General features: G+C 56.7%; 17 protein-coding genes. 14 read left to right on the forward strand and 3 right to left on the reverse strand.

Annotated elements, in window-relative coordinates; genetic code table 11:
- Position 1: 1 nt before the first annotated feature.
- Both ALFI_RS13325 and ALFI_RS13330 read left to right on the forward strand, forming a co-directional pair.
- The gene (locus ALFI_RS13325; protein WP_014776205.1) at positions 2 to 3,034 is read left to right on the forward strand and encodes an efflux RND transporter permease subunit; all 3,033 of its coding nucleotides are present in this window, start codon (positions 2 to 4) and stop codon (positions 3,032 to 3,034) included.
- On the forward strand, positions 3,031 to 4,275 hold the full coding sequence (locus ALFI_RS13330; protein ID WP_014776206.1) for a TolC family protein: 1,245 nt from the start codon (positions 3,031 to 3,033) through the stop codon (positions 4,273 to 4,275). The genes ALFI_RS13325 and ALFI_RS13330 overlap by 4 nt, the downstream gene beginning before the upstream one ends.
- 60 nt (positions 4,276 to 4,335) lie before the next feature.
- Here ALFI_RS13330 and ALFI_RS13335 read toward each other — a convergent pair whose 3' ends face one another.
- Genes ALFI_RS13335 through ALFI_RS13345 form a run of 3 tightly spaced genes read right to left on the reverse strand, consistent with a single transcriptional unit; the run spans position 4,336 to position 6,361 of the window.
- Positions 4,336 to 4,743: an OsmC family protein gene (locus ALFI_RS13335; protein WP_014776207.1), complete on the reverse strand. Its 408-nt coding sequence runs from the start codon at positions 4,741 to 4,743 to the stop codon at positions 4,336 to 4,338.
- A gap of 47 nt (positions 4,744 to 4,790) precedes the next feature.
- Positions 4,791 to 6,215: a PAS domain-containing sensor histidine kinase gene (locus ALFI_RS13340; RefSeq protein WP_052312796.1), complete on the reverse strand. Its 1,425-nt coding sequence runs from the start codon at positions 6,213 to 6,215 to the stop codon at positions 4,791 to 4,793.
- Complete coding sequence (locus ALFI_RS13345) at positions 6,167 to 6,361, reverse strand: hypothetical protein (RefSeq protein ID WP_042493761.1); 195 nt, start codon at positions 6,359 to 6,361, stop codon at positions 6,167 to 6,169. Before ALFI_RS13345 ends, ALFI_RS13340 begins: the two co-directional genes overlap by 49 nt.
- A gap of 167 nt (positions 6,362 to 6,528) precedes the next feature.
- Here ALFI_RS13345 and ALFI_RS13350 point away from each other — a divergent pair, with 167 nt between their 5' ends.
- The 12 genes from ALFI_RS13350 to ALFI_RS13405 all read left to right on the forward strand — a co-directional run bounded on the left by ALFI_RS13350 (position 6,529) and on the right by ALFI_RS13405 (position 22,923).
- Positions 6,529 to 9,513 (forward strand): tetratricopeptide repeat protein, encoded by a 2,985-nt coding sequence (locus ALFI_RS13350; RefSeq protein ID WP_014776208.1) that lies wholly within the window; start codon positions 6,529 to 6,531, stop codon positions 9,511 to 9,513.
- Between the two features lie 2 nt (positions 9,514 to 9,515).
- Positions 9,516 to 11,246 carry a hypothetical protein gene (locus ALFI_RS13355; protein ID WP_014776209.1) on the forward strand — a complete coding sequence of 577 codons (1,731 nt, stop codon included), beginning with the start codon at positions 9,516 to 9,518 and terminating at the stop codon, positions 11,244 to 11,246.
- 144 nt (positions 11,247 to 11,390) lie between these two features.
- Entirely contained in the window at positions 11,391 to 11,684 is a 294-nt protein-coding gene (locus ALFI_RS13360) for a DUF2089 family protein (protein WP_009597946.1), read from the forward strand.
- Positions 11,668 to 12,210 carry a hypothetical protein gene (locus tag ALFI_RS13365; protein ID WP_014776210.1) on the forward strand — a complete coding sequence of 181 codons (543 nt, stop codon included), beginning with the start codon at positions 11,668 to 11,670 and terminating at the stop codon, positions 12,208 to 12,210. The genes ALFI_RS13360 and ALFI_RS13365 overlap by 17 nt, the downstream gene beginning before the upstream one ends.
- 270 nt (positions 12,211 to 12,480) lie before the next feature.
- Positions 12,481 to 13,494, forward strand: coding sequence for an endolytic transglycosylase MltG (gene mltG, locus ALFI_RS13370; RefSeq protein ID WP_014776211.1), 1,014 nt, complete (start codon positions 12,481 to 12,483; stop codon positions 13,492 to 13,494).
- A gap of 20 nt (positions 13,495 to 13,514) precedes the next feature.
- Complete coding sequence (locus ALFI_RS13375) at positions 13,515 to 14,117, forward strand: L-threonylcarbamoyladenylate synthase (RefSeq protein ID WP_014776212.1); 603 nt, start codon at positions 13,515 to 13,517, stop codon at positions 14,115 to 14,117.
- A gap of 28 nt (positions 14,118 to 14,145) precedes the next feature.
- Complete coding sequence (locus ALFI_RS13380) at positions 14,146 to 14,724, forward strand: DUF4199 domain-containing protein (RefSeq protein ID WP_014776213.1); 579 nt, start codon at positions 14,146 to 14,148, stop codon at positions 14,722 to 14,724.
- Positions 14,725 to 14,741: 17 nt separating this feature from the next.
- On the forward strand, positions 14,742 to 15,698 hold the full coding sequence (locus ALFI_RS13385; RefSeq protein WP_014776214.1) for a glycosyltransferase family 2 protein: 957 nt from the start codon (positions 14,742 to 14,744) through the stop codon (positions 15,696 to 15,698).
- 4 nt (positions 15,699 to 15,702) lie between these two features.
- Entirely contained in the window at positions 15,703 to 16,167 is a 465-nt protein-coding gene (locus tag ALFI_RS13390) for a DUF4293 domain-containing protein (RefSeq protein WP_009597980.1), read from the forward strand.
- Between the two features lie 249 nt (positions 16,168 to 16,416).
- Positions 16,417 to 20,529 carry a DUF5689 domain-containing protein gene (locus tag ALFI_RS13395; RefSeq protein WP_014776215.1) on the forward strand — a complete coding sequence of 1,371 codons (4,113 nt, stop codon included), beginning with the start codon at positions 16,417 to 16,419 and terminating at the stop codon, positions 20,527 to 20,529.
- A gap of 121 nt (positions 20,530 to 20,650) precedes the next feature.
- Positions 20,651 to 21,868, forward strand: a complete 1,218-nt coding sequence (locus tag ALFI_RS13400) for a DNA/RNA non-specific endonuclease (RefSeq protein ID WP_009598052.1) — start codon at positions 20,651 to 20,653, stop codon at positions 21,866 to 21,868.
- Between the two features lie 20 nt (positions 21,869 to 21,888).
- Complete coding sequence (locus tag ALFI_RS13405; RefSeq protein ID WP_009597929.1) at positions 21,889 to 22,923, forward strand: endonuclease/exonuclease/phosphatase family protein; 1,035 nt, start codon at positions 21,889 to 21,891, stop codon at positions 22,921 to 22,923.
- Positions 22,924 to 22,938 lie beyond the last annotated feature (15 nt).

Genomic DNA, 22,938 nt, shown 5'->3' on the forward strand with positions numbered 1-22,938 from the left:
CATGAGTCTGCCCGAATATTCGCTGAAAAATAAAAAAGTCGTCTGGTTTTTCCTTTTCGTCCTGCTTGCTGGCGGCGCCCTCGGCTTCGTCACGCTGGGCAAAAAGGAGGATTCGACGTTCGTCATCAAAAGTGCGTCGCTGGTCTGCACCTATCCCGGAGCCACGCCGCTGGAGGTCGAACAGCTCATTTCCGAGCCGATCGAACGCGAGGTGCAGTCGATGCGGCTGGTGCATAAAATCACCTCCGAGTCCTATTACGGACTTTCGAAGATCATGGTCGAACTCGATCCTGCGACCGGCGCCGCGGAGATTCCGCAGTTGTGGGACGAGCTGCGGCGCAAGGTGCTCAACATCCAGCCCCGGCTGCCGGCCGGGGCTTCGCCCGTTACCGTGGCCGACGATTTCGGCGACGTGTACGGCATCTATTACGGCCTTTCGGTCGACGGCGGATTCACATGGTCCGAACTGCGCGAGTGGGCGCAGCGGATCAAGACGGCGCTGGTGACCGTGGACGGCGTGCAGAAGGTGACGCTCTTCGGCGAGCAGACGCCCGTGGTGAACGTCTATGTCAGCCTTGCGGCGCTCGCCAACTTCTCGATCCGCCCCGAATCGATCGTGAGGACCATCGGCCAGCAGAACACGATCGTCAACAGCGGCGAGAAGCAGGCCGGGGCGCTCGAAATACAGATCTTGGAGGACGGGGCCTATAAGGACCTCGGCGACATCTCCAACCAGTTGCTCATCTCCTCTTCGGGCAAGCAGTACCGGCTGGGCGACATCGCCCGCGTGGAGCGGGGATACGCCGATCCGCCGCAGACGCTGATGCGCGTGAACGGCCGCAGGGCGGTGGGCATCGGCATCTCGACCGAGGCTGACGTGGACGTGGTGAAGGCCGGGGAGAAGATCGGCCGGGTGCTCGGCGGCCTTACGCGCCAGATGCCCGTGGGCATGGACCTCACGGTGCTTTATCCCGAAGACCGCATTGCCCGCGAGGCGAATTCCACCTTTATCCTGAACCTCGCCGAATCGGTGGCGATCGTCATCCTTATCATCATGCTCGTCATGGGATTCCGCGCCGGGGTGCTGATCGGCAGTTCGCTGCTGTTCTCCAAAGGCGGTACGCTTCTGCTGATGCAGTTTCTGGGCGAAGGTCTCAACCGCACCTCGCTGGCGGGGTTCATCATCGCGATGGGCATGCTGGTGGACAACGCCATCGTGGTGACCGACAATGCGCAGCAGGCCATGCTGCGGGGCGTCGCGCGGCGGCAGGCCGTCATCGACGGGGCCAATGCTCCGCGCTGGAGCCTGCTGGGAGCGACGCTGATCGCCATTTTCTCGTTCCTGCCGCTTTATCTGGCCCCTTCGTCCGTTGCCGAGATCGTCAAGCCGCTGTTCGTCGTGCTGGGGCTTTCGCTGCTGCTGAGCTGGGGGCTGGCCCTTACGCAGACGCCGCTTTTCGGCGATTTCATGCTCCGCGTCAAACCTGCGGCGCACGATCCCTACGATACGAAGTTCTACCGGAAATTCGACCGGCTGCTGGCCGGGCTGCTGCGCTGGCGGTGGGGCGTCGTTGCGGGCGTCGTCGCGCTCTTCGCCCTTTCGCTGGCGGTAATGGGTCTCATGCCGCAGAATTTCTTCCCGTCGCTGGACAAGCCCTATTTCCGGGCCGACGTGCTGTTGCCCGAAGGGTATAACATCCGCGATACGGAGCGCAACCTGCGCCTGATGGAGGAGTGGCTCCATGAGCAGCCCGAAGTGAAGACCGTGTCGGTGACGATGGGCTCCACGCCGCCGCGCTATTATCTGGCCAGCAGCAGCATTTCGCTGCGGCCCAATTTCGGCAATATCCTGATCGAACTGCACGACCGGAAACAGACCGAGGAGGTTGAAAACCGTTTCAATGCCTACGTCGTGGCGAACTGTCCCGACGTGTGGCTGCGCTCGTCGCTTTTCAAGCTCTCGCCCGTGCCCGACGCCGCGATCGAATTCGGGTTCATCGGCGACGATATCGACACGCTCCGCCGGCTGACGCAGGCGGCCGAGGACATCATGTGGCGTACGCCCGGCACGGCGAATATCCGCAACAGCTGGGGCAACCGCGTTCCGACGTGGCTGCCGCTCTACTCGCAGATGAAGGGCCAGCGCATCGGCGTCACCCGCAGTCAGATGGCGCAGGGCATTACCATCGCCACGCAGGGCTACCGGCTCGGCGAGTACCGCGAGGGCGACCAGTTCATGCCGATCCTGCTCAAGGACGAGAATATCGACGCCTATAATCTGACCAACCTGCAGGCGTTGCCGATCTTCACGCCTGCGGGCAAGGTCTACTCCATCGAACAGGCGACCGACGGTTTCCGCTTCGAATACCGCGGCGGGGTGGTGAAGCGTTACAACCGCCAGCGGGTGATGAAGGCGCAGTGCGACCCGGCGCGCGGGGTCAATACGATGGAGCTGTTCGCCGCCCTGCGCGATTCGGTGACCCGCGCCGTGCCGCTGCCCGAAGGCTATTCGATGAAGGTCTTCGGTGAGCAGGAGAGTCAGCAGGAGTCCAATTCGGCGCTGGCCGAGTACATGCCCCTGACGATGATCCTGATCTTCATCGTCCTGCTTCTGCTGTTCCGCAACTACCGCGAACCGGTCATCATCTTGCTGATGATCCCCCTGATCTTTATCGGCGTGGTGCTGGGGCTGGCCGTTACGGGCAAGGTGTTCAACTTCTTTTCGCTGCTGGGACTGCTGGGGCTTGTGGGAATGAATATCAAGAACGCCGTGGTGCTTGTCGAGCAGATCGGCGTCCTGCGGGCCGGGGGCAGAGGGCCTTACGATGCGCTGGTCTCCGCCACGCGCAGCCGTATCGTGCCCGTTGCGATGGCTTCGGGGACCACGATCCTCGGCATGCTGCCCCTGCTGTTCGACTCGATGTTCGGGGCGATGGCCGCGACGATCATGGGCGGACTGCTGGTCGCCACGCTGCTGACCGTCTGCGTCCTGCCGGTCGTCTACGCCATTTTCTATAATATCCGTGAATCATGAAACCGTTTCTGCTGTCAGTCATTCTGTTTTTTTGCCTGCCGCCGACGCACGCTCAGACCACGCTCGACGATTACCGCCGCGACGTGACCGAGTACAGCCGCCGGCTAAAAGTCGCCGTCGCCGGGAGCGATGCCGCCGCCGAAACCGTGGGGCAGGCGCGGACGGGCTACCTGCCGCGGCTGTCGCTCGACGGGAACTTCACGGCCACCGTCCATCATTACGACGGCGTCGAACGTTGGAACTTCAGCGTGCTGCCCCAGCTGGTGCAGGTCGTCTACGGCGGCGGAGCCGTGCGTGCGGCTTACCGGCAGGCCGAATTGGGATACGACATCGCCCTCTGCGACGAGGAGTTCACCCGGCTCGATGTCCGCTATACGGCCGAGTATACCTACTGGAACCTTTCGGCCATGGCGCTCTATGCCGCTTCGATGCGGCAGTATGTCAGCATCATCCGTTCGCTCAAGGAGGTGGTGGACCGCCGGTTTGCCGAGGGGTATATCGCCAAGGGCGACGTGCTGATGATCGACACGCGCCTGAGCGAAGCGCAGTACGAACTGATCTCCGCCGAGCGGAATTACACCGTGGCGCTGCATAATTTCAACATCCTGCGGGGCGCCGATCCTGCGCTCGGCGTAACGCTGGCGCAGGGCATCCGCGATTCGCTTCCGCAGCCCGTGCGGGTGCCCGCCGCCGAAGCGGCGGCATTCAGACCCGACTATGCCGCCGCGCAGCTGCGCAGCGACCGGGCCGAAGCCGGCATCCGCGCAGCCCGTGCGGCCTTCAATCCGCAGCTGAGCGTCGGCGTCGGGGGATCGTGGCAGCCCTATTATCCCAACCGCACGGGCGCTACGACGGTGGACGGCTCGGCGTTCGTGAAACTCTCGCTGCCGATATTCCACTGGGGCGAACGCCGCCGCGCGACGGGCGTCGCACGTGCCGTACAGCGGCAGAGCGAATGGGACGCCGCGCAACTCTACGACGATATCGTGCGCGAAGAGATGAACGGCTGGACGGCGCTGGTGAACAGCCGTGCGCAGGTCGAAGCCATGGAGCAGAGCCTGCGCATCGCCGGCGAGAACCTCGACATCAGCACCTATTCCTACGGCGAGGGGCTGGCGACGATTCTCGATGTGCTGCAGGCGCAGCTGAGCTGGATTCAGCTCTATACCAACGCCATCAAGGCGCATTACAATTATGCCGTGGCGGTGTCGGATTACCGGCGGATTACGGCGCAGCAGTAGCCCGGAAATAGAAATCGGAGGGTCCGTCGGACCCTCCGATTTTTTCGCCGGTTTGCGGTGTCAGGCTTTCGCCGGTTCGGTGCTGACCACCGCGATTTCGTGAGATACCGGGGCGATCATGCGGAACATGCGCATGATGCCGCAGTATTTTTCGTGCGTCAGCGTCGCCGCCCGGCTCACCTTGGCCTGATCGTCCTCGGTGTCGCATTCGATGTTGTAGACGACGTGGAACGACTTGAATACGCTTTCGGACCGGACCTCTTCGGTCGAAAGTTCGCCCGATACGCTGATCTCGAAGCGCTTGGGACGCAGGCGCTCCTTCTTCATAATCATCAGGGCCGTCATTCCCGAACATTTGGCTGCGGCATAGAGCAGCAGGGTCTTGGGATTCATCTCCCCGCAGTCGGGACCGTTTTCGGGTACGAGTTTCGAATCCCCGGTCAGCTGCAACGTTACTTTTTCAATCATATGGCTGAATTTTTATTGAACAACGTGCTGCGGGCAAGAATCGTACCTTACTGCCGCATTCCGGCCGTCTCCGCAGGCTCCCGCCGCGGAGCCGCTTCAGGCCTGCTCAGCGGATGCTGAATCGTGAACCGGGTGCCTTTGCCGGATTCGGACTCGACCGAAATGGCGCCGCCCAGATACTCGGTGATCGTGCGGCAGATCGACAGTCCGAGCCCGACGCCTTTGACGAACGAGTCGGCCTTGTAGAATCGTTCGAAAATCCGGTCCAGATGCTCCTGCGCGATGCCCTTTCCGGTGTCGTGGACGAACAGTTCGACCTGTTCGCACCCCTGCGGGGAGCGGAAGCCGAAGGTGATGCTGCCGTCGTCCGTGAATTTCGCGGCGTTGTTGATGAGGTTGTTGACGACCTGCTTGAGCCGCGACGCGTCGGTGACTATCGGTGTGTCCGCCTGCGGCATGTCGAGCCGCAAACGGACGCCTTCCGGCATGCAGAGCCGCTGAGCCTGATAAATATCCGTCAGCAGGGCGTGCAGCGAGTGCTCCCCGAAATGGAATTCCATGGTGTTCGATTCGATCTTCGAAAGGTCGAGGATGTCCGAAATCAGGCGCAGCAGTTGGTCTCCGTTGCTCGTTATGAGCCGGCTGTACTCCTGCTTCTCCACCTCGCTGAACGGGATGTCTTCGCTGGTGAGCAGGTTGGCGAAGCCGATGATGGCGTTGAGGGGCGTGCGTATCTCGTGGCTCATGTTGGCCAGAAACGCGCTTTTCAGACGGTCGCTCTCCCTCGCCTTGTCGCGGGCTGCGCGCAGTCCGTCTTCGGAGGTCTTGTGGTCGTGGATGCTCTGGCATATCCCCACGATGCGGTAGGGCGATCCGTCGCCGGTCTGTCCGAGGTATACGGACTGCTCCTCGAACCACTCCCACGTACCGTCACCGCGCCGGAGCCGGTACGTGAACGTGTCGGGATTCATCTCTCCTGCGAGTTGTTTTGCGAAGGCGTCGGCCAGCCTGCCGCGGTCTTCGGGATGCACGAGCCTGAAGAAATCTTCGGTGCCGATCGTGCCGTCGCCCGCCGGAAGACCCAAGTGGGCGAACCAGCGCTCGTCGATGACCATCCTGTTGTGGCCGAGGTCGAAAAACCACGGGAATATTTTCGTCTGCGACAGGGCCATGCCGAGGATGAATTTGCGGGTGATCTCCTCCTCGGTGTTGCGGAACAGAAAGACGATCCGGCGCAGTTGCCGCCGCCGGTCGTAACGGCCGACGAAACGGCCTTCGATGTAGAATTTCAGGTTGGAGTTCCGAAGCCGGATATAGCTCCATGGCGGCAGGTCTCCGTAGCGGTGCCGTTCCCTGAGCCGGGCGAAAATGCCGGGCAGAAGGTCCTGCCGGTCGTGACAGACCGAAAGGATGTCGGAGATGTTCAGCGGATGTGAAAAATCCCCCCCCCGCGGATGCGGAGTTCGTCGCATGCCCGTGCGTTGATTTCCGTAATTTCCCCTTCCGGGGTGAGCGTGACGGCGCCGACGGACAGCATGCTCAGCGTGTCGGTATCGGACTGGGCGCCGGTGCGGGAAGCTGCGCGCGGGTCCTTGTGATGAAAAAGACGCGATTTCATCGAATGGAGGTTTAGCGAATCAGTGACGCCGCAAGGTAGGGATAATTTTCGACAGATGCAAAAGCGGCGGTTTGCGGAGAATCCGGCAACGGCATATATTTCGTTTCCCTATGTGAGAAAAAGGTAAATTTTCGTATATTTGCCCTTTGTAAGAATCTAAGTCTCGTATGCGGAAAAATCTGAATTTATTGCTGGCCTTTGCCGTGTGTGCGTTGTGCGCGTCCGGAGCGCAGGCCGGAACCCCCGAATCTGCTGCTTTTATCGACCGCGGCAGGTCGCTGTTCGACTTCGGTCGCTGGACCGACGCCCGGCATGAGTTCCTGCAGGCGCGGGAGACGCTTTCTCCCGCCGACCGCGAGGCGGCGCAGACGGTCGACTTCTATCTGGCGGCCTGCGCCGTCGAGCTGGGCAGCCGTGACGCCGAGGCCGCGCTCCGCCGATTCGAAGCGCGTTACCCCGGATCGGTCTATGCCAACGACGTGCGGTTCTCGCTGGGCTCCTACTATTGCGCCGAGGGCGATATGAAACGTGCCCGCGAAGCTTTCGAAAAGACCGATTACAAAGCCCTCGGCCGGGCGCGCAAGGAGCAATACGACGTTCGCATGGGCTATGTCGAATTCACCGACGGCGATTACGACAAGGCGTTCGGCTATTTCGACCGCATCGGCCCGCAGAGCGAATATGCCGACCACGCGCTTTATTACAAATCCTATATCGACTATGCCGAAGGCCGTTACGGCCGTGCCAAGCAGGGCTTCACGGCTTTGCAGCGCAGCGACGCTTACCGCGACGTGGTGCCGTACTACCTGCTGCAGATCGAATTTCACGAGGGCAACTACCGCTATGTCGTCGAGAACGGCGGCAAACTGGTGCAGCGGGCCGTTCCCGAACGGCGCAGGGAGTTGGAGCGCGTCATTGCCGAGTCGTGGTTCCGGCTGGGCGATTTCAACAGGACGATCGAACATCTGGACGCTTTTGCTGCGGCCGGCGGCGAGCTGGACCGCGACGGCAGTTACCTGATGGGCTTCTCGCTCTACCGCACGGCCCACTATCCCGAAGCGGCGGAATACCTGCGCCGAGCGTGCGGCACCGAGGATGCGCTGACGCAGAATGCCTCGTACCATCTGGCCGACTGTTACCTTCGGGCGGGCGACAAGCGGGCCGCCATGCACGCTTTCGCCATGGCCGCGGACGACCGCTTCGACGCGACGATCGCCGAGGATGCGCTGTTCAATTACGGCAAACTGCAGTATGAGCTGGGCGGCGGAGCCTTCAACGGCGCGATCAACGTGCTGACGCGCTATGTGGAGCAGTATCCCTCGTCGCCGCGCGTGGGCGAAGCCCGCACGCTGCTGATCGCCGCTTACTACAATTCCAACGATTACGACGCGGCCTACCGGGCCATCAAATCCTTCCCGACGCAGGATGCCGACATCCGCGCCGCGTTGCAGAAAATCACCTATTTCCGCGGACTGGAAGCCTATAATGCCGGCGACATGCGCGCGGCGCAGCGCTATCTTGCCGAGTCTGCGGCGATCAACGTCAGCCCCAAATATTCGGCCCTCAACTCCTTCTGGCAGGGTGAAATCGCCTTTGCGCAGGGCGACTATACGGTTGCGGCGGCCAAATACAACGCCTACCTGAAGCGTGCGCCCCGCAGCGAAAAGGAGTATGCCATGGCGCTGTACAACCTCGGCTACTGCGCCTTCTCGCGTATGGACATGGCGCAGGCGCGCGGCTCGTTCGAGAAATTCCTCGCCGTCTATCCCGCACGTGACCGTTACCGCGCCGACGCCTGCAACCGTCTGGGCGACATCCGCTACTCCGACCGGGAGTTCGAAGCGGCGGTAGCCGAGTACGACCGGGCTGCGGCCTTGGGCGGTCCCGAAAAGTATTATGCGCAGTACAAGCGCGCCGTGACGCTCGGCATTCTGGGCCGCACGGAGCAGAAGCAGCAGGCGCTGCGGCAGATCATCACCGCGGGGGAGGGCGATTATGCCGACGAGGCCTCCTATGAACTGGGACGCTCCCACATAGCGCAGGAACAGTACGCCGAAGGCGCCGCGCAGCTGGAGAAATTCGTGGCCGACTATCCTTCGTCGCCGCGCCGGGCGCAGGCCCTCTCCGATCTGGGCCTTGCATACCTCAATCTGGGCGACAAGGAGAAATCGCTCCGCTATTACGACATGGTCGTCGAGACGGCTCCGCAGTCGTCCGAAGCCAAGGGCGCGATGGAAGGCATCCGCGAGATTTACGTTTCGGAGGGCCGGGTGGACGACTACTTCGACTATGCGCAGAAGGCGGGGCTGGAGAGCGATCTGACCGCCGTGTCGCGCGATTCGCTGTCGTTCGCCTCCGCGCAGAAACTTTACCTTGCGGGCCAGACCGATGCCGCCGCCAAATCGCTGCGCAGTTACGTCAAGAGCTATCCCAAGGGCTATTACGTGAACGATGCGCTCTATTTCCTGAGCGACTGCTACCTCCGCTCCGATCAGCGCGACGACGCCATCGAAACCCTGACGACGCTGGCCGGGCAGGGAACGAACCAATATACGGTCACGGTGCTCGAAAAACTCTCGGATATGACCTTCGAGGACAAGCGTTACGACGAAGCTGCCGCCGCTTACCGCCAGTTGTACGACGTTACGACGACGGTCGCCGGGCGTGAGGACGCCATGAAGAGCTATGTGCGTGCGACGCTGGCCGGGGGCGATGCGGCGAAGATCGAAGCGATGGCCGCCGATGTCGCGGCGCATCCCGACGCCGGGGCCGTCGCGCTGCGCGAGTCGAAATTCGCATGGGCCGAGCTGCTGCGTCGGCAGGACCGCCGCGCCGATGCCGTGAAACTGTATAAGGAACTGGCGTCCGACGTCCGTACAAAGGAGGGCTCTGCGGCCGCTTATTACGTACTCGAAGATGTTTTCGCGAGCGGCGATATGGACAAGGCCGAGAAGGCGATATTCGCCTATTCGGAGCGTGAGCCGCAGGCGTACTGGTTAGCCAAGGCCTTTATCCTGCTGGGCGACGTCTATGTCCGCAAGGGCGACAATTTCCAAGCTAGGGCGACCTACCAGAGCGTTGCCGACGGCTATTCGCCTGCCGACGACGGCATTGTGGCCGAAGCGAAAGAACGGATCGCAAAACTGAACTGATGATGAAACGCATATTGTTTGCCGCCGCGCTGCTGGCGGCGCTTCCCTGTAGCGTGAGCGCGCAGGTGGAAAAACGGGTCGAAGTGACCAAAGCCTATGTTCCGAGCGTCGAAAGCGCCGCGAAGCTGGCCGTCGTGCCCGATATGACCGATACGGTGAAGATGCGGCCCGAAATCGACTATACGATCACGCCGCTGTCGCTGCAGACGACACTCGCCACGCGGCCTATCCGTCCGGCGACGGTGACCTATTGGGAATTCAACCGTCCGCTGCCGTTCTACCTGAAGGCCGGGGCGGGCTATCCGCTCAATTCGGTGCTGGATTTCTACGCTTCGAGCCAGAACCCCGGTACGGGTTATGTTGTGGGGTACGTGAACCACGAGGGCCGCTATGCGAAGATCAAAAACGACTTCGGCATCAGAAACAACTCGACGCGGATGCTCAACCGCATCGGCGCCGCGGCCGGCAAGTATTTCGGCAAACACATTCTGGAGGGCGATCTCTCGTATGAAAACCGTATGTATCACCGTTACGGGATGTATGTCGCGTCGGACGTCACGTCGGACATGGCCCCCGGCGCAATGGCCGATTACGGCGATGCGAATATCGCGGTGCGTTTCGGCGATGATTTTCAGGACCTGAGCCGTGTGAATTTCGAAATCGCGATCCGCGGCGGGCTGTTTTTCGACCACTCCGAGTGGCCGGATTACAACGACAAAGCGCGTCAGACCACGCTGGAGACCCATGCGAAGATCGCCCGCGGATTCGGCCGCCACCAGCTTGCGGCGGAGTTCGGTTATACGCGGCTGGCCGGACAGAAAGCGATCGGCCTTTATAATCAGCAGCTGATCCATGCCGCCCTGCGTTACGGTATCGAGGGCGGGGTAGTGCGTCTCGAAGCGGGCGCCGACTATTACCACGACAAGGTCAAGACCGTCGACGCGGAGAATTACATCATTCCTTTCGTCCGGCTGAACCTGAACCTCGGAACGGACGGACTTTGTCCCTTTTTCGAGATGGACGGCAGTGTGGACGACAACGGCTTCCGCTCGCTGACCCGGCAGAATCCTTACGTCGCCGCAGCGTTCTGGCAGACCAAGAGTTCGGTCGATTACAACGGCCGTTTCGGTATCGGCGGCAGTATCTGGCGCGGAAAGTTCGACTACAGGGTGTATGCCGGATTTTCGGTCCGGGACAACCATCCCTATTGGTATGTTTCCGACAATTATGCGATCGACGGGGAAAAAACGGCCGTCGCCGGAGCCATGCGCCCGGCACTGGCCCGTCAGACCGTACTTTCCTTCAACGGCGAAGTGACGTGGCGTCCGGTGAGCAGTTTCCGGACGGAATTGGGCGTACACGGATATATCTACAACGACGACGAAACCAAATTGCACAACGGCGCGCCGTCCTTCGACGGTAGTCTGTCGGCGCACTACGACGGCCGCAAGATTTCGTTCGGCGCGGGAGTCTACTTGCAGAGTGCCCGGAAGTGGAGTGCGGTTTTCGAAAATACGGGGACGGAAACTGCGCCCGGTGAACCTGTGATGCAGTACGATACTTTCGAAGCGCCCTTCGCCGTCGATTTGCGCGTCAATTTCGACTGGAAAGTTTCGGGCCGCGTGACGCTCTTCGCCGAGGGCCGCAACCTGATCAACCGCCGCCTGTACGAATATCCGTTCTACCCCGAATACGGGGCTAACTTTACGGTCGGCGTGAAGGCGAACTTTTAAAAAGATTTCCTCTCCATGCCGGTTGGGCGCATATAAATTGTCTGTGAAGAGTATTCATGGAGGTAAATTTGCTATTTTTGGGAAATAATATTGATTTTGTCAATCACAAACTAATTTAAACGCAATATTTCTTTAATAATATTTATGGCTACACTGAAGAACCTCCCCAAAATATGTCCCTCCTGCGGTAAACGTTTGAGCGTGCACGCGATGCATTGCAACGGATGCCAAACACATATCGAAGGCAATTACAGTCTTCCCGTGATGATGCAGCTGTCAGCACCCGACCAGCAGTTCGTACTCGATTTCGTGAAGAGCAGCGGTTCGCTGAAGGAGATGGCCCATAAGTTGGGATTGAGTTATCCGACCGTGCGCAACAGACTGGACGATATTATCTCTCAACTAAATAAATTCGAAAGCGATGAACAAGATTCTTAACCCGTTCGAATACCTGTCTACAGGGAAAGCGCTCGGTTGGGGCCTCGCGGGAACGCTCTTCTCCATCTGCCTGCTGACCGCGGTGAGTTGGCCCGTCGAGGGCGACGTTTCCAAGATTATCACGATTCTGTCGTCGAATTTGCTGTTGTGGCTGCCCCTCTCGCTGCTGTTGTACGTGATGGCGCTGGTGCTCTCGCCCTCCCGCATCCGGGCCGTGGATATCTTTGCCTCCAACCTGTTCGCGATGCTGCCGATGATCGTTATTCTGGGAGTGCTGAGTCTTTGTTCCATGTGGCTGGGGAGCATTGTCTGCGAACCCCGCAGCGCCTGCGAGGTCTTGAAGCAGGCAGCCTACAATCTGATCGTGATCGTCCTGTCGGTTTCGATGGTCTGGTCGATGGTCTGGGGCTGTTTCGCCTATCTCGTTTCGGCCAATATGAAAGGATGGAAAAGCATCGTCGTTTTTGTGATCTGCTATGTCTTCGTGAGTGTGGTCAACCAATTGCTGATCGAATACACCAAATAGGGCGGAGTGCCGTCCGACGCTATGCGGAACCCCTGCCGGGTTCCGTTTTTCGTTTCGGCCCGACGATGGACGGCCATAAAAAAAATATGGAGCTGCAAACCGGAATTTGCAGCGCCATATATGGTTGGGTGAGCTGATTATATCGCACCGCTACAACCACATACCCTTGCTCGATTCCTCGCCTGGGGGATTCTGTAGGAGCTGGTCGTATAAGACTCACCCGGCACAAAAGTAGGAATTTTTTATATCTTTGCAAAAATTTTCGACCAGATGCGTAAAAAAACTTTGCTCTATATCTTTTTTGCGGGCCTGTCTGTTCTGCTGATCGCGGGATTCGTCCTTCGTCAGCAGTTCTACGGCAATGCCGTGAAGACGGAACGCGAACTCTTTGTCAGCAGCCGGGCCGATTACCGTGCGCTCGTCGATTCCCTGCTGCCGGAGTTGAAACACCATTGGGCGTTCGGGGTCTATGCCCGGCGCATCAATCTGGCCGAGACCTTCAAGCCCGGACACTATCTCCTCGAACGGGGCATGAGCGTCATCCGGGTGGCCCGGATGCTCAAACTGGGCATGCAGACCCCCGTGCGGGTGACGATCAACAACGTGCGGATTCCCGCCCAGCTGGCGCAGAAACTCGCCGGTCAGATCGACGCCGACTCCGCCGCGATCATGCGGGCGCTGACTTCGGACGAAGTCGCCCGAAAAGCGGGTTTCGACAGCCTGACCCTTTTTTCGATGTTCATTCCCAACACCTATGAATTCTATTGGACGGTGACGCCCGAAGAGTTCGTGGAGCGGATGAAACGCGAATACGACCGTTTCTGGACGCCGGAGCGGGACGCGCTGCGCAAACGCAGCGGCCTGAGCCGGTTCGAAGTCATGACCCTTGCGTCGATCGTCTATGAAGAGACGCGCAAGACCGACGAGATGCCCCGCGTCGCCGGCGTATACGTCAACCGGCTGAAAAAGGGAATGCCCCTGCAGGCCGACCCGACGATCAAATACGCGATGCAGGATTTCGGCCTGCGCCGCATCCTGTACAAGCATCTGAAATATGAATCTCCGTATAACACCTATCTGAACAAGGGCCTGCCGCCGTCGCCTATCTGCATGCCGGGCATCAATGCCATTGACGCGGTGCTGAATTACGAAAAACACGACTATATTTTCTTCTGCGCACGGGAGACGTTCGACGGCTACCACAATTTTGCGAAGACCCTGCGCGAGCACAACGCCAATGCTCAGGCGTACAGCAGGGAGCTGAACCGGCGCAAGATTAAATAATTTTTCGTACATTTGTATTCATGCTGACGAAAATATACGAACAGAACCCCTCCGAAAGGGAGTTGCGGAAAGTGGTCGATGCGTTGGAGGACGGCGGAATCATCATCTATCCGACCGACAGTGTCTATGCTTTCGGTTGCTCGCTGCGTTCGCCCAAGGCCATCGAGCGGCTGCGCCGCATGAAGGGCAAGGACGCCGAGGCCTTTACGGTGGTTTTCGAAAATCTGGCTCAGGCGGCCGAGTACTGCCGGGTGGACAATGCGGCGTTCCGCATCCTGAAGCGCAACCTGCCGGGGCCTTTCACGTTCGTATTGACGGCATCGTCGGGCATGCCCGACAAGGCGCTCGAAAAGCGGCGTACGATCGGAATCCGTATTCCCGGCAACGCCGTTCCGCGGGCTATCGTCGCGGCGCTGGGATGTCCGCTTATCACCACCTCGGTGAAGGACGACGACGAAGTGGTCGAATACACCACGGATCCCGAACTGATCCACGAGCGGTACGGCCGCGATGTGGCGCTGGTGATCGACGGCGGCGTCGGCGACAATGTGCCGACGACGGTCGTGGATCTCACGGGCGACGAACCCGAAATCCTGCGCGAGGGCAAAGGCGAGCTGCAATGATTGGGAACTGATAATTCTGAATGATATAATGGAAAAGCAAAATTTCTGGAACGATGCCGCGAAATGCGGCGCGATTATCGGGGCCATACTGGCCGTTTCGATGATCTTGGAGACGATGATGACACTTTCGGGCAGCATGAAGTACTATGCCCTGATGACGGTCGAATGGATCGGAGTCGTCGTCCTGCACTATTACCTGCTGCACCGCTTCACGCGAAACCGTTCGAAACTCTATTCGGCCGAGGAGGGATTCTCCTTCGGACAGGGATATCTCTTCGTGCTGGCGGTGTCGGCCTTTGCTGGCGTCATCGTCGGAGGCGTGCAATATATCTACCTGCACCTGATCATGGGTTATTCGAATTACACCTCCCGGCTGGTCGAAGCGCTGACCGACATGATGGCGTTGGGCGGCGGCGTGCCGGCGTCGATGGAGTCGGTGATGGCCCAGTCGCTGGAGCAGATTCAGACCGCGCCTGCCCCCTCGGTGCTTGCGACCGTCTGGGGCGGTATCTGGGTAAGCCTGCTCTTCGGCGCTGTTTTCGGCCTTATCATTGCAGGTGTGCTTTCGCGCGCTCCGCGGCCGTTCGATACGCAGGCCGGTGAGTAAGAACTGTAAAGCAGAAGATGAATAAACTCGACATATCGGTTGTAGTGCCGCTCTACAACGAGGCGGAATCGCTGCCCGAACTGGTCGCATGGATCGACCGCGTGGCGGCGGAGCACGGCTATACCTACGAAGTTATCTTGGTGGACGACGGTTCGTCCGACGATTCGTGGAGCGTCGTCGAATCCCTCAAAAAGCAGTATCCGGCGGTGCGGGGCATCGGGTTCGCCCGCAACTACGGCAAATCCGCGGCCTTGTACTGCGGTTTTGCGGCTGCGGAAGGGGAGGTCGTCGTCACGATGGACGCCGATCTGCAGGATTCGCCCGACGAGATTCCCGAATTGCGCAGGATGATCCTCGAAGAGGGATACGATCTGGTTTCGGGCTGGAAGAAGAAGCGCTACGATCCGATCGGCAAACGCTGGCCCAGCAAGTTTTTCAACTGGACGGCCCGCACCGTGTCGGGAATCGGGCTTCACGACTTCAACTGCGGCTTGAAAGCCTACCGCCGCAAGGTCGTCAAGGCGATCGAAGTCTACGGCGAGATGCACCGTTTCATTCCGATACTGGCCAAGCAAGCCGGTTTCCGCCGCATCGGCGAGAAGCCGGTGGAGCACCGCGCCCGCAAATACGGTCGTTCGAAATTCGGTCTCGAACGTATGCTGAAAGGTTATCTCGACCTGATTTCCGTACTCTTCATGTCGCACTTCGGCCGCTCGCCGATGTATTTCTTCGGCAGTCTGGGGACGCTGATGTTCCTTATCGGCGGCGGCACGACGGTCTGGATCATCGCCGCCAAAATCTGGAAGCAGGTCCACGAACTGCCGCTGAGGGCGGTTACCGATCAGCCGCTTTTCTATTTGGCGATTCTGGCGATTATCCTCGGAGTCCAGCTGTTTTTGGCGGGATTTTTGGGCGAGCTTATCAACCGCGGCTCCTCCGACAGGAACAAATATTTGATAGATAAAACTTTATGACCCTATGATACAACGAATCCAAACGCTTTACATGCTGATTGTCACGGCGCTTATGGCCGTTACGCTTTTCGCTCCGCTTGCGTGGTTCGCCGGCGAGGCCGGAGAGTTCGGGCTGTATGCCTTTTCTTTGAAAACCGCTGCCGGCGAAGCCGTGCAGCCGACGGTTTATATGGGCGTCGTGCTGGCGCTGGCCTGCGTGCTGCCGTTTATTACGATTTTCCTGTTCAAGCGCCGCCTGCTCCAGCTCCGGCTCTGCGTGGTTGAAATGGTGCTGCTCGTCGGCTCCGCCGTTATGGAAGGCGTGTACTACTTTCTCAGCTACCGGGTGTTTGCGGAACAGACGTTCCATACGCAGGTGCTGAAACCTGCCGTCGTGCTGCCGCTGGTTTGCCTGCTTTTCGCATACCTCGCCGCACGTGCGGTTTTCCGCGACGAACTGATGGTGCGCGCGGCCGACCGCATCCGTTGATCCCGAAAGACTATTAGCCCCGGAATATGCAGAAACGTGCGTATTCCGGGGCTTTTGTCTCCGATTGTGTCCGCATTGGACGCCGATGTCCGCTAATTAACCTAATCGTAATATAAAAAAGGCGTTTAGGCTTTTGTCGGTCCGGAAAATAATGTTAGATTTGAGGCATAATATTACCATTATGTAAGGAATCGTAAGTTTTTTTAGAAATAAAATAAAAGTTTTTAATCAATTTTAAACAACTCTTCTATGAAAAAGTTAAACCTTTTGAGGTTATTGTTCGGTGCGATGTTCCTGATCGCCGCGACGGCGTTTACATCGTGTGTGGATGATAACGATGACGACGGGATGCCTTATCTTGAGGTTGCTCCCGAAGCATTGACCTTTTCCGCCGAGGGCGTGGCCGAAGGTGCGTCTGCCGTTACGGTGAAAAGCAATCGTCCGTGGACGCTCGCTTTCGAATCGGGCGCAGACTGGGTGACTCCTTCCGCGACCGATGGAAAAGCCGGTACGACCGAGGTCGAATTCTCGATCCCCGCAAGCAACGAGAGCCGTACGGCAACGCTGAGTTTCCAGCTCAAGAACTCCTACGGCGCCTATTTCACCAAGACGGTTACCATTAACCAGGGTGAAGTCGTTCCCGAAAAACTTGTTTATAAAGAAACTTTCGGAACGACGGGAGATAAAACTCCGGTTGCTTCATACGATGGCTGGGATAAGACCGGTGAAGGCTCTTCGACCGTAACTTATGCCGGTGAAGGGGTTGATATTCGCAGTAATCTTTCCAGTGTCGGCAACGGAAGTGCCTATGAAGGTTCCGGTGGTTCTAATTTGATGTTTGGCACCGGAAACACTTATTTTACGGTTCAGGATATTACGCTTCCTCAGGGCCAAACCGGATATACTTTGACTTTCGGCGCAAGTTATTTCAATGCTCCCAATATTGAGATCTACGATCAGCTGACCGTTCAATTCAGTAAAGACGGCGAAAAATGGACCAATGCCATTCCCTATACTTTCGAAAACTTTGTGGCTGAGAAAAACTGGAATCTTGCAACGTTGAACTTTACGTTGAAGGAATTCTCGGAGCATCTGTATATTAAATTCTTATCCACTAAGAAGCCTGACGGCAACTATCGTATTGACGATGTTACTTTGGTGACGAGTGCCGGTGGACAGCAGGTCGATTTGGATAATGGCTCCGTGACACCGCCTGTCGGTGATGTAGAGCTTCCGACTACTGTTGTGACGCAGTTTGGCGACAGTTTCAACGATGTTATTAGTGGTGTTGTTTACGATTCTCCCAATTGGGCGTTTACTTCGAGTGATGCTGGGTATCCGGCCAATCCTAAATTGGGATGGTTCGGCAGTGTATTTGGAGACACGTTCTATCTTCAGTGTGCTCCTTACAGCTCAACGCAGAAGACCGTTACGGCTTATGCTATAATGACTCCGTTTAATGTGAAAGCTGCGGATAATAAAGTGTTGACGTTCAAACTGGCATGGTATTTCAATGCAACGGCAAGTGCAGCTGACGACAGCAAGATTGAGATCGTAGCTTCTACTACGGTAACAAACGAAACGATTACCGATCCCAGTGTATGGACTGTTGTTAAGACAATCGAGTATAAAGAGGGGGTAAATGAGATCAACGTGTACTTTGACGAGTCTGCCGATCTTTCGGCTTATGCCGCTTCTGATAAAGTATATGTAGCTTTCCGTTATGTAGGGCATAACAACACCTATCGATTGGATGATGTCTCGTTCAATGGGGGAGCTACCGGATCGCTTGTTGTCGATCCTACGGCCATTTCTCTCGGTGATGCAGCCGGAGCGACGGCAAAAATTACGGTTACGTCTACCGGTGACTGGAAAGCGACTGTTTCCGGTTCAGGCTTCTCGATCGACAAAACTACGGGTACGGCTTCCGACACTTCGATTACCGTAACTGCTTCTGAGGCCAATGCTTCTTCGGAAATAAAAAATCTGGGTTCGATAGTCGTCAGCAATGACTTTGGCACCAAGACGATAGCGGTATCACAGAAGGGGGTGTCGAACGACATATTCTATGAATCGTTCGGTGATTTGGAACAGAAACTCGACAAGTGGCCTTATATCAATGAAAGTCCGTATGTGATTCGCAGCGGATTCGGCTATGTTTCCGGTACGTCAGACTATAAAACAGCTTACGCTTCGAACCGTTGGACGGCAACAACGGCTTCTCCGACAAGCGCGGGCTTTTCAGGTAAAGGCTTGATGTGGTTGCAGGCAGGTAAGAATGCATATTTTACGGTGCAGGATCTTGTTCTTACAACTGAAAAGAATCTGTCAATCCGTTTTGGATTGTATGGTAATACTGATGCTTTCGATCCCCAAAAGGATGTCATTAAACTCTATCTTTCGTCAGATGCCGAAAATTGGACTGAAATAGCGTATAATCTGGAAAATGTAGATGCAACTCCGGCTTGGAAATGGGCATCGGCTGATATTACGCTGAAAAATACTGTTTCACGTCTTTCTTTGAAAATTGAATATCCGAGTGGTGCGACCGGAACTCGTGTTGATGATGTCCGTATTTTCGTTGGCACGGGTGGGACAGAGATCGATTTGGGCGGCGGTGCCGCTACGCCTGCGGTTACGACGGCCAACGCTTCGAATGTAGCCGAGACGACGGTGACGCTGGGCGGCTCGATCGCCAATGCCGATCTGGCCGACTATTCGGCCGTCGGCGTGGAGTATGTGGTCTTCGCCACGGGAAATACGCCCGATTGGACAGGCTCCGTGAAAGTTCCGGCCGCAACGAAGGCTGCGACATGGACCGTAGACGTTACCGGCCTGACGAAGGAGACGCAGTACGCTTTCCGCGCCTACGCGACTCCCAACACCGGTGATATTCTTTACGGCGATCATAAGACGTTCGTAACGACCGGCGGAAGCGGCGGTGCGACAACAATTACGATTCCCGAACTCTTGGCCAAGATCACGGCGACTTCTGCTGCCGAGGTGATCGACGAAAATGTGACTTATACCTTCGAAGGTGTAATTTGCGGTGATCCCAAAGCTGGCAATGCTTCTTTCGGTACGCTTTACGTGATGACTCCCGGAGCTACGACCGGTGGAAACGGTATTTCGCTTTACAACTCGGTATTTTGGAGTGAAGGTGACTATAAACTGGGCGATAAAGTGCTCGTCACGCTAACGGCAGGTGTCGCAAAAGGTCAGATCCGCAATTCGATTCCTCAGGTTTCGGAAATCGGGACCGGTGAAGTGATCGTGCAGTCGAGCGGTAATGCAGTAACTCCTATCAAGGTGAATTCGGTCGCCGATATTTCGAATTATTTCAATATGCCCGTCACGATCGAAGCTACGACGAGTGCTGCCGGCATGTGGATGGACAGCGGAGCGAATACGACCCGTACGCTGACGGCCGGAGGAGCTAACTTAGCCGTATACCTCAATAAAAATGCTTGGACAACTTTCAAAGATCAGCCTTATATCGCAACGACTGCCGAAATTACGGGTATCGGTGCGGTGTATTCCGGTCAGAACCAAATTCTTCCCCGTAATCTCGACGACGTGAAGAACTTTAAGTCTACGGCCCCTATGATTATCGATGTAACTCCTTCTTCGTTATCGTGGGCGTCGGATGATACGGCTGAAAAGACTGTGACGATCGAAGGTGTGAATTTCAATGGATTTACGTTATCTTCGCTGACTTCCTTCAACGCGTCGGTCGAGGGAACGACCGTGAAGATTTCGCCTAAAACCGCCAATACGGGCGATACGGACATTAAAGAGACTCTGACTATTACGGCTACCGGAGGAAACGATGCTACAGTTGCTTTGACGCAGTTGAAAAAATCGTCGGGTGGTGAAGTAACTCCCGGTGTTGCATATGTTTGGAGCCTTGTAAATGGTGATTTAGGTTCGAAAGCCGATGGTGTGACCATCGTTAAAGGTACGCCAGAGTTGGAATGGATTACGAGTCCTACTTGGTCGGGATCATCGTTCTACTTTGGAAACGACAATAATAAAGGTGTTCAGGTTGGATCTAAGAATCAACCGGCCAGCCAATTTGTATTGAAATCCACGGCATATACTGGTGGGGTGAAAAAGATTGTTGTTAATAGCAGTGGAGCTGCTAGTGCTAATGTAACTTTGAAGGTGCAGGTCGGATCTACGACATTTGTTTGTGATGGAAATAGCACTGCTGATTTGACGTCTTTGGCTGCCGAATATACATTTGAAAATGCAGTAGCTGTTGAAGGTGACATTGTTTTAACATGGGATAATGCAACTAGTGTAGCAGGAAGCGGTAAGGCTTTTTATATTAAGTCTGTTGCTATCAACCCGGCAGAATAACCGAATATCGACACTCCCTCTCCCGGCAGGAACATCCTGCCGGGGGAAGGTTGTCTTAAAATGCGTATTTTCGCACTTAGTTTTTAATTGAATGACGTTGATATATAAATATAGTTCGCGGATGTTTGCCGCTTCCCTTGCGGCGATGGTGCTGATAGCTGTCGCCTTTACGGGGTGCGGTAAGGATTCCGACAATAAGGGAGGCGGGGGCGCCAACTCGGTGGAGTGGGACCCTGCCAAGACCGTGCATCCCGATCAGGAGGGCGCTGCCGTGCTGCTCGTGACCGGAGATACGGGGACGCCGTGGACGGCTGAAATCATTTCGGGAGCCGAATGGATTTCGTTTAACCGGACAGCGCCGGGAGGCCAGACTGTCAAGACGGGAAAGGTCGGAACGAGTTTGTCCGACAAGAATCAGTATGTCTATTATTGGCCGAACAACACCAAGGACGAGCGGCATGCCCTGATCAGGTTCGAGTTCGAAGGCGAGATGCCCGTCGAGCTTGAACTCGTCCAGTACAGTACTTCGTCGAACGACAATGTATATGAGACCGGTCACAATCTGGTTTGGCCTGAGATTCCTGCCGAAAAGGTGAATAGCAATTATATTTATGTATCACATTTCGCTCAGCTCAAGAATCAGAATACGAATCAGTGGTATAACGCCCGTAACTATACGTTGTGTCTCGACAAAACCAAGTATGCCGCATGGTGGGTGGCTTATCCGCTGCATAGTTCGTATACGGGGTCGGGACGCGTGGAAACATGGGCGTATGATCCCAAGATCGCAGCTGAATATCAGGCTAATTTGACCCGTAGTTATCCTGCGGCGAATTACGACCGCGGCCATCAGATTCCCAATGCCGACCGTAGCGGAAATGCCACGATGCAGGCGCAGACTTTCTATTTCTCGAATATGACGCCCCAGAACTCCAGCCTGAACCAGCATCCGTGGGCGGACCTTGAGAAAATGGCCCGTGACCATTGGATGTGTTCCGACACGCTGTATGTCGTAACCGGTGCATATTGGAATCCCGGTAGTACGCTTACGACGGCAGACCGCGACGGTAAGTTATGTCCTGTGCCGAATTACTATTTTAAAGTATTTGTCCGCACGGTAAAGGGTAACATCCGTCAGGCTGGTGATAAACTAGGTGATTATTCGGCCGGCCAGCTCAAGTCCATCGGATTCTGGGTGGCCAACGAAGGCGGTCAGGGTGAGGCCAAAAGCTGGGTGAAGAGCGTCAAGGAGATCGAAGAGCTGACCAAGTTCGAATTCTTCCCCACGCTGCCTGCCGAGGTCAAGGAAAAGACAGATGCCGCCTCTTGGGGATTGTAAAACCTTAAAATTTCAGAACGATGAAAAAACGACTGATATTCACTTTGTTCTTGGCGGCGTTCGTCGTAATGTGCTTTGCGCAGAAGCCCTGCAAGGTGATGTTCTATAACTTGGAGAACTTTTTCGACACCATCAACGATCCGGAGGTGCATGACGACGAGTTCACGCCGGAAGGTCCCAAGAAGTGGAATTCCGCCAAGTATTTCAAGAAGCTCGGCAATATCGAGCGGGTGCTTTTCGACATTGCTGCCGCAGACAAGAATTATCCGGCTGTTATCGGCGTCTCGGAAGTCGAGACGCGCTCGGTGCTGGAGGACATTGTGGCGACGCCCAAATTGGCCCCCGGCAACTACCGTATCGTGCATTACGATTCGCCCGAAGCCCGCGGCGTCGATGTGGCTTTCATGTATCGTCCCGATGTGTTCAAACTGGAGGGCAGTTTCCCGGTGAAAACCGTCGTGCCGCAGCTTCCCAACTTCAAGACCCGTGACATCCTGACGATGTGGGGAACCATCGAGAACGAACCCTTCTTCTTTATGGTTGCGCACTGGCCTTCGCGGCTGGGCGGCAAGGACGCTTCGGAATTCAAGCGCATTGCCGTCGGGGAGCAGATGCGCCGCATTGCGGATTCCGTGCTGAAGATCAACCCGGCGACCAAGGTCGTAGCCATGGGCGACTTCAACGACGATCCTACGGACGAGAGCATTGCCGAGGGGTTGGGTGCCAAAGCCAAGATGAAGGATCTCAAGCCGGGCGATTTCTACAACCCCTTTGCCGATATGCTCAAGGCGGGACTCGGAACGCTGGCTTACGGCGATGCATGGAATCTCTTTGACAATATCGTGGTCACGGAGAATCTGGCTACGGGTTCCGAAGGCAGGCTTCGTTTGCAGAAGGCTCCCGGATCGAAGTTCTACGGCAATATCTTCAAGCGGTACTACATGCTGCAGAAAGAGGGACAGTATAAGGGATATCCCCTGCGTACGTACGTGGGAAATAACTTTCAGGGCGGTTACAGCGACCACTTCCCGGTGTATATCTATTTTGCCAAATAAATTACTTACATAGTC

The sequence above is a fragment of the Alistipes finegoldii DSM 17242 genome (genome assembly GCF_000265365.1).
In the GTDB taxonomy this organism is placed as follows: domain Bacteria; phylum Bacteroidota; class Bacteroidia; order Bacteroidales; family Rikenellaceae; genus Alistipes; species Alistipes finegoldii.

Bases quoted from the DNA above. Each gene is read 5' to 3' on its own strand.
- ALFI_RS13395 (WP_014776215.1), top strand. From the start codon at position 16,417: ATGAAAAAGTTAAACCTTTTGAGGTTATTGTTCGGTGCGATGTTCCTG.
- ALFI_RS13405 (WP_009597929.1), top strand. From the start codon at position 21,889: ATGAAAAAACGACTGATATTCACTTTGTTCTTGGCGGCGTTCGTCGTA.
- ALFI_RS13345 (WP_042493761.1), bottom strand. From the start codon at position 6,361: ATGAAATCGCGTCTTTTTCATCACAAGGACCCGCGCGCAGCTTCCCGC.
- ALFI_RS13355 (WP_014776209.1), top strand. From the start codon at position 9,516: ATGAAACGCATATTGTTTGCCGCCGCGCTGCTGGCGGCGCTTCCCTGT.
- ALFI_RS13375 (WP_014776212.1), top strand. From the start codon at position 13,515: ATGCTGACGAAAATATACGAACAGAACCCCTCCGAAAGGGAGTTGCGG.
- ALFI_RS13350 (WP_014776208.1), top strand. From the start codon at position 6,529: ATGCGGAAAAATCTGAATTTATTGCTGGCCTTTGCCGTGTGTGCGTTG.
- ALFI_RS13325 (WP_014776205.1), top strand. From the start codon at position 2: ATGAGTCTGCCCGAATATTCGCTGAAAAATAAAAAAGTCGTCTGGTTT.
- ALFI_RS13330 (WP_014776206.1), top strand. From the start codon at position 3,031: ATGAAACCGTTTCTGCTGTCAGTCATTCTGTTTTTTTGCCTGCCGCCG.
- ALFI_RS13390 (WP_009597980.1), top strand. From the start codon at position 15,703: ATGATACAACGAATCCAAACGCTTTACATGCTGATTGTCACGGCGCTT.
- ALFI_RS13340 (WP_052312796.1), bottom strand. From the start codon at position 6,215: ATGCGACGAACTCCGCATCCGCGGGGGGGGGATTTTTCACATCCGCTG.
- ALFI_RS13400 (WP_009598052.1), top strand. From the start codon at position 20,651: ATGTTTGCCGCTTCCCTTGCGGCGATGGTGCTGATAGCTGTCGCCTTT.
- ALFI_RS13365 (WP_014776210.1), top strand. From the start codon at position 11,668: ATGAACAAGATTCTTAACCCGTTCGAATACCTGTCTACAGGGAAAGCG.
- ALFI_RS13360 (WP_009597946.1), top strand. From the start codon at position 11,391: ATGGCTACACTGAAGAACCTCCCCAAAATATGTCCCTCCTGCGGTAAA.
- ALFI_RS13335 (WP_014776207.1), bottom strand. From the start codon at position 4,743: ATGATTGAAAAAGTAACGTTGCAGCTGACCGGGGATTCGAAACTCGTA.
- ALFI_RS13380 (WP_014776213.1), top strand. From the start codon at position 14,146: ATGGAAAAGCAAAATTTCTGGAACGATGCCGCGAAATGCGGCGCGATT.
- ALFI_RS13385 (WP_014776214.1), top strand. From the start codon at position 14,742: ATGAATAAACTCGACATATCGGTTGTAGTGCCGCTCTACAACGAGGCG.
- mltG (WP_014776211.1), top strand. From the start codon at position 12,481: ATGCGTAAAAAAACTTTGCTCTATATCTTTTTTGCGGGCCTGTCTGTT.